Source organism: Streptomyces smyrnaeus (assembly GCF_017676345.1).
Taxonomy (GTDB): Bacteria; Actinomycetota; Actinomycetes; order Streptomycetales; family Streptomycetaceae; genus Streptomyces; species Streptomyces smyrnaeus.
Genome location: NZ_JAFFZM010000016.1, coordinates 84,001 through 96,247, shown reverse-complemented (window position 1 = coordinate 96,247; position 12,247 = coordinate 84,001). Strand labels below are relative to the sequence as shown.

General features: G+C 69.9%; 14 protein-coding genes and 1 tRNA gene. 12 read left to right on the top strand and 3 right to left on the bottom strand.

All coding sequences use genetic code 11. From position 1 onward, the window contains the following. Window positions 1-208: 208 nt before the first annotated feature. From JW613_RS24760 to JW613_RS24750, 3 genes are all read left to right on the top strand, one after another. The gene (locus JW613_RS24760) at window positions 209-697 is read left to right on the top strand and encodes a MaoC family dehydratase N-terminal domain-containing protein (protein WP_209213135.1); all 489 of its coding nucleotides are present in this window, start codon (window positions 209-211) and stop codon (window positions 695-697) included. Window positions 698-702: 5 nt separating this feature from the next. After that, window positions 703-1,137, top strand: coding sequence for a MaoC family dehydratase (locus JW613_RS24755; protein ID WP_209213134.1), 435 nt, complete (start codon window positions 703-705; stop codon window positions 1,135-1,137). Window positions 1,138-1,291: 154 nt separating this feature from the next. Beyond that, the gene (locus JW613_RS24750; protein ID WP_209213133.1) at window positions 1,292-2,365 is read left to right on the top strand and encodes a UDP-N-acetylmuramate dehydrogenase; all 1,074 of its coding nucleotides are present in this window, start codon (window positions 1,292-1,294) and stop codon (window positions 2,363-2,365) included. Between the two features lie 31 nt (window positions 2,366-2,396). Here the strand turns inward: JW613_RS24750 and JW613_RS24745 are convergent, their stop codons facing one another. Further along, window positions 2,397-3,032: an NAD(P)-dependent oxidoreductase gene (locus JW613_RS24745; protein ID WP_209213132.1), complete on the bottom strand. Its 636-nt coding sequence runs from the start codon at window positions 3,030-3,032 to the stop codon at window positions 2,397-2,399. 59 nt (window positions 3,033-3,091) lie between these two features. Here JW613_RS24745 and JW613_RS24740 point away from each other — a divergent pair, with 59 nt between their 5' ends. Next, window positions 3,092-3,739: a TetR/AcrR family transcriptional regulator gene (locus JW613_RS24740; protein WP_209213131.1), complete on the top strand. Its 648-nt coding sequence runs from the start codon at window positions 3,092-3,094 to the stop codon at window positions 3,737-3,739. On the opposite strand, the gene JW613_RS24735 is transcribed toward JW613_RS24740, so the two are convergent. Both JW613_RS24735 and JW613_RS24730 read right to left on the bottom strand, forming a co-directional pair. Beyond that, window positions 3,736-4,773, bottom strand: a complete 1,038-nt coding sequence (locus tag JW613_RS24735) for an adenosine deaminase (protein ID WP_209213130.1) — start codon at window positions 4,771-4,773, stop codon at window positions 3,736-3,738. The genes JW613_RS24740 and JW613_RS24735 overlap by 4 nt on opposite strands. Before the next feature lie 166 nt (window positions 4,774-4,939). Then, a complete protein-coding gene (locus JW613_RS24730) occupies window positions 4,940-6,166 on the bottom strand; it encodes a pyridoxal phosphate-dependent aminotransferase (protein WP_099883448.1) in 1,227 nt (408 codons plus the stop codon). 214 nt (window positions 6,167-6,380) lie between these two features. Between JW613_RS24730 and JW613_RS24725 the strand changes: the two genes are divergently transcribed. The 8 genes from JW613_RS24725 (at window position 6,381) to rplL (ending at window position 11,843) form a co-directional block, all read left to right on the top strand. Next, window positions 6,381-6,453: transfer RNA gene (locus tag JW613_RS24725), tRNA-Trp, on the top strand. 109 nt (window positions 6,454-6,562) lie between these two features. Further along, entirely contained in the window at window positions 6,563-6,844 is a 282-nt protein-coding gene (gene secE, locus JW613_RS24720) for a preprotein translocase subunit SecE (protein ID WP_099883449.1), read from the top strand. Between the two features lie 73 nt (window positions 6,845-6,917). Beyond that, window positions 6,918-7,805 carry a transcription termination/antitermination protein NusG gene (gene nusG, locus JW613_RS24715; protein WP_209213129.1) on the top strand — a complete coding sequence of 296 codons (888 nt, stop codon included), beginning with the start codon at window positions 6,918-6,920 and terminating at the stop codon, window positions 7,803-7,805. A 180-nt stretch (window positions 7,806-7,985) separates the two neighbouring features. Beyond that, window positions 7,986-8,420, top strand: a complete 435-nt coding sequence (gene rplK, locus JW613_RS24710; RefSeq protein WP_099883451.1) for a 50S ribosomal protein L11 — start codon at window positions 7,986-7,988, stop codon at window positions 8,418-8,420. A 79-nt stretch (window positions 8,421-8,499) separates the two neighbouring features. Beyond that, window positions 8,500-9,222 carry a 50S ribosomal protein L1 gene (rplA, locus tag JW613_RS24705; RefSeq protein ID WP_209213128.1) on the top strand — a complete coding sequence of 241 codons (723 nt, stop codon included), beginning with the start codon at window positions 8,500-8,502 and terminating at the stop codon, window positions 9,220-9,222. Between the two features lie 308 nt (window positions 9,223-9,530). Further along, the gene (locus JW613_RS24700; RefSeq protein WP_209213127.1) at window positions 9,531-10,418 is read left to right on the top strand and encodes an SCO4651 family lipoprotein; all 888 of its coding nucleotides are present in this window, start codon (window positions 9,531-9,533) and stop codon (window positions 10,416-10,418) included. Between the two features lie 328 nt (window positions 10,419-10,746). Further along, on the top strand, window positions 10,747-11,319 hold the full coding sequence (gene rplJ, locus JW613_RS24695) for a 50S ribosomal protein L10 (protein ID WP_099883454.1): 573 nt from the start codon (window positions 10,747-10,749) through the stop codon (window positions 11,317-11,319). Window positions 11,320-11,453: 134 nt separating this feature from the next. After that, on the top strand, window positions 11,454-11,843 hold the full coding sequence (gene rplL, locus JW613_RS24690) for a 50S ribosomal protein L7/L12 (RefSeq protein WP_099883455.1): 390 nt from the start codon (window positions 11,454-11,456) through the stop codon (window positions 11,841-11,843). Window positions 11,844-12,247 lie beyond the last annotated feature (404 nt).

Below are 12,247 nucleotides of genomic sequence, written 5' to 3'. Positions count from 1 at the left end.
GCTGTGTCCGGAACCTCTGGTTCCGCTCCGGAAGCCCGAGCCGCTGGCACGGCTTCGGAATCCCGATGGCCTGGCCCGGCCGTGGACCCTGGGGACTCCTGGGTCCGGTGGGGTCCGGCCGGGCCCCAGGGGCCACGGCTCGCGAAGCCGTACCGCCGCGCAGCCGTACCGCCGTGAAACCGCCGCACTGCCGCAGGAGGCGCCGCCGATGGCACTCGATCAGTCTTTCGTCGGGCGTACGTACCCGCCCAGCAGACCGTACGAGGTCGGCAGGGAGAAGATCCGCGAGTTCGCGGAGGCCATCGGTGACGACAACCCCGCCTACCGGGACGCCGAGGCCGCCAAGGCGCTCGGTCACCCGGATGTGATCGCGCCGCCCACCTTCGTCTTCTCCGTCTCCTACCAGGAGGCGGAGAGCGTGGTGCGCGACCCGAAGCTGGGCCTGGACTACGCCCGGGTGGTCCACCGGGACCAGCAGTTCGCCTACCACCGCCCGGTCCGCGCCGGGGACGTGCTCTCGGTCACCTCCACCATCGAGTCCATCAAGTCCCTGGCGGGCAACGAGGTGCTCGACATCCGCGGTGAGGTCCAGGACGCGGAGGGGCAGCCGGTGGTGACCGTGCACACCAAGCTGGTGGCACGCGCGGTCGAAGCAGGCGGAACCGGCGGAGCGGGCGAAGCGGCCGAAGGGGAGTGACGGAGATGACAGCGCAGATCGCCTACGCCGATGTCGAGGAGGGCACTCAGCTGCCCCTCCGCACCTTTCCCGTGGACCGGGCCCGGCTGGTTCGGTACGCCGGAGCCTCCGGGGACTTCAACCCCATCCACTGGAACGAGCGCTTCGCCAAGGAAGTCGGCCTGCCGGATGTCATCGCGCACGGCATGTTCACCATGGCCGAGGCCGCGCGGGTGATCACCGACTGGACGGGTGACCCCGGTGCGCTGCTGGAGTACGGCGTGCGCTTCACCAAGCCGGTCGTGGTCCCGGACGACGGCAAGGGCGCGGTCATCGAGGTGGCGGCGAAGGTCGCCAAGAAGCTCGACGACCAGGCCCGTACGGTGCAGGTGGACCTGACGGTCACCAGTGCGGGCAGCAAGGTGCTGGGCATGTCCCGCGCCGTGGTCGCGCTCGGCTGAGGCGGGCTGCCGGACCGAGCCCGAGAAGTCCCGGACCGTGCCCTTTCGAGGACGCACTCCCAGGCCGGCCCTGAGCCGGTCCGAGCCGCTCCCGGGCCGGGGTCCCGCCCGGCCTGCGGTGGGGCGGCGCGTACGTCCCCGTACGCTGGTGTCCGTGCAGGAACTCTACGTTGACTCCGGTGTCCCTCTGGTCTCGCTCGCCCCGCTGACGACGCTGCGCCTCGGTGGGCCGGCCCAGCGGCTGGTCACGGCGACCACCGACGACGAGGTGGTCGCGGCGGTCCGCGAGGCCGACGACAGCGGCACTCCGCTGCTGATCATCGCGGGCGGCAGCAATCTCGTCATCGCGGACGAGGGCTTCGAGGGCACCGTCCTGCACATCGCGACCAGCGGTTTCTCGCTCTCCGGTACCAGCTTGGAGCTGGCGGCGGGCGAGAACTGGTCCAACGCCGTCGCGCGCACCGTGGAGGCGGGGCTGGCCGGGATCGAGTGCCTGGCCGGTATCCCGGGCTCCGCGGGCGCCACGCCGATCCAGAACGTGGGCGCGTACGGCCAGGAGGTCTCCAGCACGCTCACCGAGGTCGTCGCCTACGACCGGCGGACCCGCGAGACGGTGACCCTCACGAACGCCGAGTGCGACTTCTCCTACCGGCACAGCCGCTTCAAGGCGGACCCCGCACGCCATGTGGTGCTGCGGGTGCGCTTCGAGCTGGAGGACGCGGAGGGGCTGTCCGCGCCGATCAAGTACGGCGAGACGGCCCGCGTCCTGGGTGTCGAGCCGGGGGACCGGGTGCCGGCCGCCACCGCGCGCGAGGCCGTACTGCGGCTGCGTGCGGGGAAGGGCATGGTGCTCGACGCCGACGACCACGACACCTGGTCGGCCGGCTCCTTCTTCACCAACCCGATCCTGGACGACGCCGATTTCGCCGCCTTCGTCGACCGGGTGCGCGACCGGCTCGGGCCCCAGGTGGCGCCCCCGGCCTTTCCGGCGGGGGAGGGGCGGACGAAGACCTCGGCGGCGTGGCTCATCGACAAGGCGGGCTTCACCAAGGGGTACGGCAGCGGCCCGGCCCGGATCTCGACCAAGCACACCCTGGCGCTGACCAACCGGGGCTCGGCCACCACCGCCGACCTGCTGGTGCTGGCCCGCGAGGTGCGCGAAGGGGTGCGGGCCGCCTTCGGCATCACCCTCACCAACGAGCCGGTGATGGTCGGCTGCGCGCTGTGAGCGCTGCCGGCGGCCCTCCCCGGGGCGCCGCTCAGTTGGCCACGCCGATGATCTTCCTCTCGGTGGTCGTGTCGCCCACCATCGCCAGCATCGCGGTGGCCAGGTCGGTCCGTGTGATGCGCAGCCGACCCGGTACGGCCGTGCCCTCGCGCAGCTGCCAGTGGTCGGTGCCGGGCCGATCGGTGAGCTGCGGCGGACGTACGACGGTCCACCGCAGCGCGCTGCCGCGAATCTCCTCCTCCATCACGGCCAGGTCCGCGTAGACGTCCTTGAAGGCGCGACGCACCAAGGGCAGCACCACCGCGCGGTGCAGCCGGCCCTCGTCGTGCGGCTGGGTGCCGACCGGTGCCGCGCTGATCGCGATGTAGCGCTCCACGCCCTCGGCCTCCAGCGCGCGCAGGATGGCGCGGGTTCCGGCGGAGGCGATGCCCGCGCCCTTGTTGCCGGGGGCGCCGAGTCCCGACAGCGCCGCGTCGGCGCCGGCGACCAGGGGGCGCAACGCCTCGGGGTCGCGGACGTCGGCGGTGGCGACCTCCAGCAGGTCGTGCCGTACGGGCAGCCGACCGGGGTCGCGCACCACGGCTGTCACCTTGTGGCCGGCGTCCAGCGCCTGCCGTACCAACTGCTGTCCGGTGCCTCCGGTGGCGCCGAAGATCGTGTAGCGCATGCCGCTGTGCCTCTCCACTGAGTGGTAAGTGAGTATTCACTTACCGCTAGAGTGGGTGAATGCCCACTCACAAGTCAACCCAGCAGACGCGGCCCACCCGCGAGCGCATCCTCGACGCCGCCGCCCAACTGCTGCGCACCATCGGCCTGGCCCGCACCACCACGAAGGAGATCGCCCGGGCGGCCGGCTGCTCCGAGGCGGCGCTCTACAAGCACTTCTCCGGCAAGGAGGAGATCTTCGTACGCGTCCTGCACGACCGGCTGCCCCGCCTCAACCCGCTGCTGAACGAGCTCGCCAAGGACGCCGGGGAGCGCGGACTGGAGCGCAACCTCACCGAGGTCGCCGAGCACGCGGCCCTCTTCTACGAGCAGAGCGTTCCCATCGCGGCGTCCCTGTTCGCCGAGCCGACCCTCAAACGGCGCCACTTCGAAGGCGTACGCGAGCTCGGCGTGGGCCCCCGCACGCCGTTGATCGCCCTGGCCGCCTATCTACGGGCCGAGCGGGAACGCGGGGCCGTGCGACCGGACGCCGACGTCGACGCCGCCGCCGCCCTGCTGCTCGGCGCCTGCTCGCAGCGCGCCTTCCTCTACGACTTCGCCGACGGGGAGCGCCCCGAGCAGCCGCTGGGCGAGTTCGTACGCGGTCTTGTGAGCACCCTGCTGCACGCACTGGTCCCGGCCCGGGCCGGCGGCTCCACCGCGGGCTAGCCCGGCTCGGCCGCCAGCCAGGCGTCGATGTCGGCCAGCACCTCGTCCCGCAGGTTCTGCGGCATGGAGGCGCCCCGCACCGACTGCCGGGCCAGTTCCGCCAGCTCGGCGTCCGAGAAGCCGTGCACCCGGCGTACCAGTTCGTACTGCTCCGCCAGCCGCGAGCCGAACAGCAGCGGGTCGTCGGCGCCGAGCGCCATCGGCACGCCGGCGTCCCACAGCGTCCGGACCGGTACGTCCTCCGCCTTGTCGTAGACGCCCAGCGCCACATTGGAGGCGGGGCAGACCTCGCAGGTGACCTGCCGTTCTGCCAGCCGCGCCAGCAGCCAGGGGTCCTCGGCGGCCCGCACCCCGTGGCCGACGCGGGAGGCGCGCAGATCGTCCAGGCAGTCCCGTACGCTGCTCGGCCCGGACAACTCGCCCCCGTGCGGCGCCGCGAGCAGCCCGCCCTCCCGGGCGATGGTGAAGGCGCGGTCGAAGTCGCGCGCGAAGCCGCGCCGTTCGTCGTTGGAGAGCCCGAAACCGACGATGCCGCGGTCCCGGTAGCGCACCGCGAGCCGGGCCAGCGTACGGGCGTCCAGCGGGTGCTTCATCCGGTTCGCCGCCACCAGTACCCGGATGCCCAGCCCGGTCTGCCGGGAGGCGGACTCCACCGCGTCCAGGATGATCTCCAGCGCGGGGGTCAGACCGCCGAGCCGGGGCGCGTACGAGGTGGGATCGACCTGGATCTCCAGCCAGCGCGAACCGTCCCGTACGTCCTCCTGCGCGGCCTCCCGTACCAGCCGCTGGATGTCCTCGGGTTCCCGCAGGCACGACCGCGCCATGTCGTACAGCCGCTGGAACCGGAACCAGCCCCGCTCGTCGGTAGCCCGCAACTCGGGAGGCTCGCCCCCGCTCAGCGCGTCGGGCAGGTGCACGCCGTACTTGTCGGCCAGTTCCAGCAGCGTGGAGGGGCGCATCGACCCGGTGAAGTGCAGATGCAGATGGGCTTTCGGCAGCGTACGCAGGTCCCGCTCTCCGGAAGAGTGCAACATCCCAAGATCCTGCCGTATCCGGGCGCCGGGGAGGTAGCCGGTTCTCGTAAGGGGGTGCTCCCGAAAACGCGAGCGGGGCCCGGGCCGTGCCCGGGCCCCGCTTCGCCGAGGGAGCCGAGAGTGGGGAGGAGGTGGCGGGACGGGCCCCGCACCGGTCCCCGCGCGGCTAGCTCAGCAGCTTCTGGATCCGCGAGACGCCCTCCACCAGGTCCTCGTCGCCCAGTGCGTAGGACAGCCGCAGATAGCCGGGGGTGCCGAAGGCCTCGCCCGGTACGACCGCGACCTCGGCCTCTTCCAGGATCAGCGCGGCCAGCTCGACGGTGGTGGCGGGCCGCTTGCCGCGGATCTCCTTGCCCAGCAGCGCCTTGACCGACGGGTAGGCGTAGAACGCGCCCTCCGGCTCCGGGCAGAAGACGCCGTCGATCTCGTTGAGCATCCGCACGATGGTGCGGCGGCGCCGGTCGAACGCCTCGCGCATCGCGGCCACCGCGTCCAGATCGCCTGACACGGCGGCCAGCGCGGCGGCCTGCGAGACGTTGCTGACGTTGGAGGTGGCGTGCGACTGGAGGTTCGTCGCGGCCTTGATCACGTCCTGCGGGCCGATGAGCCAGCCGACGCGCCACCCGGTCATGGCGTACGTCTTGGCCACACCGTTGACGACCACGCACTTGTCGCGCAGCTCGGGCACGACGGCAGGCAGCGAGGTGAACTGCGCGTCGCCGTAGACCAGGTGCTCGTAGATCTCGTCGGTGAGCACCCACAGCCCGTGCTCCAGCGCCCAGCGGCCGATCTCCTCGACCTGCTCGCGCGGGTAGACGGCGCCGGTCGGGTTGGAGGGCGAGACGAACAGCAGCACCTTCGTCTTCTCGGTGCGCGCGGCCTCCAACTGGTCGACGGAGACCCGGTATCCGGTGGTCTCGTCCGCGGTCACCTCGACCGGGACGCCGCCCGCGAGCCGGATCGACTCGGGGTAGGTGGTCCAGTAGGGCGCGGGCACGATGACCTCGTCGCCCGGGTCGAGCAGCGCGGCGAACGCCTCGTAGATCGCCTGCTTGCCGCCGTTGGTGACGAGCACCTGGGACGCGTCGATCTCGTAACCGGAGTCACGGAGCGTCTTGTCGGCGAGGGCGGACTTCAGTTCGGGGAGTCCGCCCGCGGGGGAGTAGCGGTGGTTCTTCGGGTCGCGCGCCGCGTTCACGGCCGCCTCGACGATGTAGTCGGGCGTCGGGAAGTCGGGCTCGCCGGCGCCGAACCCGATCACGGGGCGCCCGGCGGCCTTCAACGCCTTGGCCTTGGCGTCCACGGCCAGCGTCGCGGACTCGGAGATCGCGCTGATACGGGCCGACAGACGTCGCTCGGACGGGGACTGTGCAGGGGGAGTCGCTGCGCTCATAGAGGCATGTTCCCAGACCCGGCAGCCGCGGGGCACGGGGGTTTGGCGGCGGCCGGATCACAGCACGCGGCGGCGGGCGGACCGCATCCTGTTCGACGCCCGGCCGCAGAGCACGTACACTCTCACGTCGTTGGCCTTCAACCGTCAGTCACAGCGTGTTCTTGCCGCGCACTCCATGCGACTGCATGGATGCGGTAGGTTGAGGGGAAGACAAAGGGTCGTAGCTCAATTGGTAGAGCACTGGTCTCCAAAACCAGCGGTTGGGGGTTCGAGTCCCTCCGGCCCTGCTACACACACCGGCTGTGTGCTTGCGTATGTATGGAACTGCACTTAATTGCACCGCCGTGCGGCCGGGCCGGACGCCGCAGGGCAACGACCCGGATCAGGTGAGGACGAGTGACGGAGATCACGGACACCACCGAGGTCCCCGAGCCCGGAGGGTCGTCCGAAGGCAAGAAGCCCCGTAAGGGCGGAAAGCGGGCGAAGAAGGGGCCGGTGGCCCGGCTCGCTCTTTTCTACCGCCAGATCGTCGCGGAGCTTCGGAAGGTCGTCTGGCCGACGCGGCAGCAGCTCTCCACGTACACGAGCGTGGTGATCGTCTTTGTCATCATCATCATCGCTTTGGTGTTCGTGATTGACTATGGGCTGACCGAAGTCATGAAACACGTCTTCGGCTGACCCTCCGCGCAGAGCCCCCTCCGCGGGGCTTTCCGCATGTTCGACCCCTTGTAGCCAGGAAGAAGCAGCCACCGTGTCTGAGCCGAACATGAACGATGCCGTCGAGCCCGCCGAGGGTGACGACACGGCGCGCGACATCGTCGAGGCAGCGGACAGCAGCGTCGACCGGGCGGAAGCCGCCGAGACCGCTGCCGGTGAGCCCGCCGAGGAGGCCGCCGTCCGCGAGGAGGGCGACGCCGAGGTCGCAGCCTCCGCCGAGGAGACCGCCGAAGCCGAGGCCGAGGAGGCCGTAGCGACAGAGGCCGAGGAAGGCGAGGGGACCGAGGAGGAGCAGGTCGACCCCGTCGCCCAGCTCCGCGAGGAGCTGCGCTTCCTGCCCGGCGAGTGGTACGTGATCCACACCTACGCCGGCTACGAGAACCGGGTGAAGACCAACCTGGAGCAGCGCGCCGTCTCGCTCAACGTCGAGGACTTCATCTTCCAGGCCGAGGTGCCGCAGGAAGAGGTCGTCCAGATCAAGAACGGCGACCGCCGCACCGTGCGGCAGAACAAGCTGCCCGGCTATGTGCTGGTCCGGATGGACCTGACCAACGAGTCGTGGGGCGTCGTGCGCAACACCCCCGGTGTCACCGGCTTCGTCGGCAACGCCTACGACCCGTACCCGCTGACCCTCGACGAGATCGTCAAGATGCTCGCCCCCGAGGCCGAGGAGAAGGCCGCCAAGGCCGCCGCGGCCGACGAGGAGGGCAAGCCGGCCGGCGGTCCGGGGCGCAAGGTGGAGGTCCAGGTCCTCGACTTCGAGGTCGGCGACTCGGTCACCGTCACCGACGGCCCGTTCGCCACCCTCCAGGCGACCATCAACGAGATCAACGCCGACTCGAAGAAGGTCAAGGGCCTCGTCGAGATCTTCGGCCGCGAGACGCCGGTCGAGCTGAGCTTCGACCAGATCCAGAAGAACTGATCCCACCCTGCCCCCACGGGCGGGAAAACCAGCTTCCGGACAGGTCAGGAAGGGCACTCGCGTCCTTCCTGACCTGCTCGGTTTCAAGCCGCGGAACGGTACGGGCTATCGTTGTGCGGTATGCCTCCGCCCGGGTGAAGGGTGGGGGAGAGTCGCAACTCACCAGGACCCGGAGAGAACATGCCTCCCAAGAAGAAGAAGGTCGCGGGGCTGATCAAGCTCCAGATCCAGGCCGGTGCAGCCAACCCGGCGCCGCCGGTCGGCCCGGCGCTGGGTCAGCACGGCGTCAACATCATGGAGTTCTGCAAGGCCTACAACGCCGCGACCGAGTCGCAGCGTGGCTGGGTGATCCCGGTGGAGATCACGGTCTACGAGGACCGCTCCTTCACCTTCATCACCAAGACGCCGCCGGCCTCCAAGATGATCCTCAAGGCCGCGGGCGTCGAGAAGGGCTCCGGCACCCCGCACACCACCAAGGTCGCCAAGATCACCCGTGACCAGGTGCGCGAGATCGCCACGACCAAGATGCCCGACCTCAACGCCAACAACCTGGACCAGGCGGAGAAGATCATCGCCGGTACCGCCCGTTCCATGGGTGTGACCGTCGAGGGCTGAGCCCCCGGCACCCGTTCCCACCCCCGTGGCAGGGCCAAGCGCTGGCCCGCACCACGACTCCATACCGTCAGGAGCAGCAGTGAAGCGCAGCAAGACACTCCGCGCAGCGGACGAGAAGATCGACAGGACGCGTCAGTACGCGCCCCTGGAGGCCGTCCGTCTCGCCAAGGAGACCTCCACGAAGAGCTTCGACGCGACCGTCGAGGTCGCCATGCGCCTGGGTGTCGACCCGCGCAAGGCCGACCAGATGGTCCGCGGCACCGTCAACCTCCCGCACGGCACCGGTAAGACCGCCCGGGTCCTGGTCTTCGCGACCGGCGACCGTGCTGCGGCGGCGGAGGCCGCTGGGGCCGACATCGTCGGCTCCGACGAGCTCATCGAGGAGGTCGCCGGCGGTCGTCTCGACTTCGACGCCGTCGTCGCCACCCCGGACCTGATGGGCAAGGTCGGCCGTCTCGGCCGGGTGCTCGGTCCGCGTGGTCTGATGCCGAACCCGAAGACCGGCACCGTCACCCCCGACGTGGCCAAGGCCGTGGGCGACATCAAGGGCGGCAAGATCGAGTTCCGCGTCGACAAGCACGCCAACCTGCACTTCATCATCGGCAAGGCGTCCTTCGACGAGCAGCAGCTCGTCGAGAACTACGCCGCCGCCCTTGAGGAGATCACCAGGCTGAAGCCCGCGGCGGCGAAGGGCCGGTACATCAAGAAGGCCTCCTTCACCACCACGATGGGCCCCGGCATCCCGGTCGACCCGAACCGCACCCGCAACCTCCTCGTCGAGGAGGACCCGGCCGCGGCCTGATCCGCGACCGGCCCGCAGGCACCGAAGGCCGGTGCCCGCCCCCTCGGGGGTGGGCACCGGCCTTCGCCGTTGTCCGTGCGGCCGGGACGTCTGTTGTCCATGCGTTCGGACGTTCGCCGTTCATGCGTCCGGACGTCTGTCGTCCGCGTGCGATCTCCGTCCGTCGCCGTGTCCTGTCGAGACCTGCCGTTCTGGGCAGTCGGCGGAACCCGTACCGGTGTGGGCTGCGTCTCCGCTGTTGCGTAAGGTGCGGGTAAAGAACGGGGGCCCTGTTCCGGGCCCGTCCAGCAACAGGGGGGCTGAGTCCCATGCGGAAGACCAGGATGGCGGCGACCGCCGCGGGTATCGCGCTGATAGCCGGGCTGACGGCGTGCGGCGGCGAGAAGGCGGACGGCGGCAACGGCAGCGGGGGCGGCGGCAAGGAGGCCAAGGGCGGCGGCTCGGCGCTGCAGGGGGCCCTGGCAGCGCTGAAGAAGGCGTCGACGGCCACGGACGAGCAGCACTCCGCCAAGGTCGAGGGCGTCAACAAGCAGACGTCCCAGGGCAGGACCATGAGCACCAGGATGAAGGGCGCCTTCGACTGGTCCGGCGGTGGAATGAAGGGTGAGGCCGATCTCACCATGGGCGGCGGTGCCCAGTCGGCGAAGGCCATCTACCTGCCCGACGCGATGTTCGTCCAGCCCGCGACCGGAGTGCCCGGCGGCAAGAAGTGGATGAAGTACGACTACGACACGCTGGCCGAGAAGGGCGGCGCCTCGGGCGCCATGCTCAAGGACCAGATGCAGAACAACAACCCGGCGCGCTCGGTCCAGCTCGTGCTGGCCTCGGGCAAGGTCAAGGCCCTGGGCACCGAGACGGTGCGGGGCAAGAAGACCACCCACTACTCCGGCACGATCTCCGTCTCCGAGCTGGCCCGGATGCAGTCGAAGGACCTCTCGGAGAAGGACCTTCAGGCCCTTGAGCAGCAGTTCAAGCAGCAGGGTCTGAAGAAGGAGAAGATCGATCTGTGGATCGATGAGAACGACCTGCTGGTGAAGAAGCACGAGGTCGCCAAGAGCACCGACGGCGCCACCGGCATCGACGCCACCAACTACTACACGGACTACGGCACCTCCGTGGAGGTGACCGCCCCGCCCGCCGGCGAGACGACGGACGCCGCGGGACTGATGACGCAGAACGGCGGCGCCCGCAGCTGACCGCCTGAGTCGGCCCGACAGCCCGACCGGCCCGGCTGAGCGCACGGGCCGGCCGGAACGGGCCCGGGACCGGATTTGCCGGTCCCGGGCCCGTTCGCGTAGTCTCCATACGAAGCCAAAGACCGCTGGTCGTCGTCGTGCGCACTCAGAGCGCCGACGGCCGAAGGATCCGCTCGCTGCGGACGACCCGCGCAGGTGATTGAGGAAGAACTCCCGAGGTGCTGCCCGCATTTCGGTCGAGTCGACGCCCCATGCGCCTGCGCTGGGGCGTTTGTCGTGTTCAGCCCCTTCCGAGCGGTCCTCATCACCCGGAAGGAGGCCGAGGCCCATGGCGAGGGAACAGGTCGCTCCCGACAAGATCGCAGCCGTCGACGAGATCACGGACAAGTTCCGTGGCTCCAACGCCGCTGTGGTCACCGCGTACACCGGACTCTCCGTGGCTCAGCTCAAGGAGCTGCGTCGTGCGCTCGGTGACAACGCTCAGTACCGAGTGGTGAAGAACACGCTGACCAAGATCGCGGCCAACGAGGCCGGGATCAACGAGCTCGACGAGTTCCTGACGGGCTCCTCGGCTGTCGCCTTCGTGACCGGTGACCCGGTCGAGGCGGCGAAGGGTCTTCGTGACTTCGCCAAGGAGAACCCCGCCCTCGTGATCAAGGGCGGCATCGTCGACGGCGCGCTGTACGGCGCCGACGACCTCAAGAAGCTCGCGGACCTCGAGTCCCGCGAGGTGCTGCTCGCCAAGCTGGCCGGTGGCATGAAGGCGTCCATGGCGAAGGCCGCGGCGACCTTCCAGGCCCCGCTCTCGAAGTTCGTCCGCACCGCGGACGCGCTTCGCAGCAAGGTCGAAGAGCAGGGCGGTGCCGACACCACGGCTCCCGCCGAGACCGAGTCCGAGTAAGGACCGTGACCGGTGGCCCGTGACAACGGGTGACCGGCAGCGACCGGTAACTCAGCGTACTCGGTCACAGCGGGCCGTAAGCCCGCCGACATATTGATCCGGCACCAGCCGACCGAAGTGGAAGGACCACAACCATGGCGAAGCTCAGCCAGGACGAACTGCTTGCCCAGTTCGAGGAGATGACCCTCATCGAGCTGTCGGACTTCGTGAAGAAGTTCGAGGAGAAGTTCGACGTCGAGGCCGCCGCCCCGGCCGCCGCCGTCGTCGCCGCCCCGGGTGCCCCGGGTGCCGCCGCCGAGGCCGAGCCCGAGCAGGACGAGTTCGACGTCATCCTGACCGGCGCCGGCGACAAGAAGATCCAGGTCATCAAGGTCGTGCGCGAGCTGACCTCGCTCGGCCTGAAGGAGGCCAAGGAGCTCGTGGACGGCACCCCGAAGCCGGTCCTCGAGAAGGTCGCCAAGGACGCCGCCGACAAGGCCAAGGAGTCCCTCGAGGGCGCCGGCGCCTCGGTCGAGGTCAAGTGACCCCGACTCGATGAGTCACCGGCTCGGCGAGCTGCCGGCCCTCTCGGCCGTCGGCTCGCGGAGTCATCGCGGTAGACCGTCGGCTACCCCGCGCGGGTAGCCGTGGTGCGAAGGGCGATCACCCAGACGGGTGGTCGCCCTTCGCCGTTGCTGGACGGTCGCGTACTGCGTGGGTGACGGCGGGTATGGTGATCTTCGTTGCTCCTGGGGGCCTTGACGAACGGCACACAGCGCGCAATTCTCGGGACGCGTCGTCACATCGATCCGAACTCCGAGGCATGGATCGGCGGCGAAGCGGGAAGTGTTGCGGCAGGCACGAGGAGCCGCAGCAGCACGTCCGCCCTGGCGTATCGAGGCCGCCGGGGACGGGGGCGGAAACGAGAAGAACAATCACAGGAGGTGGA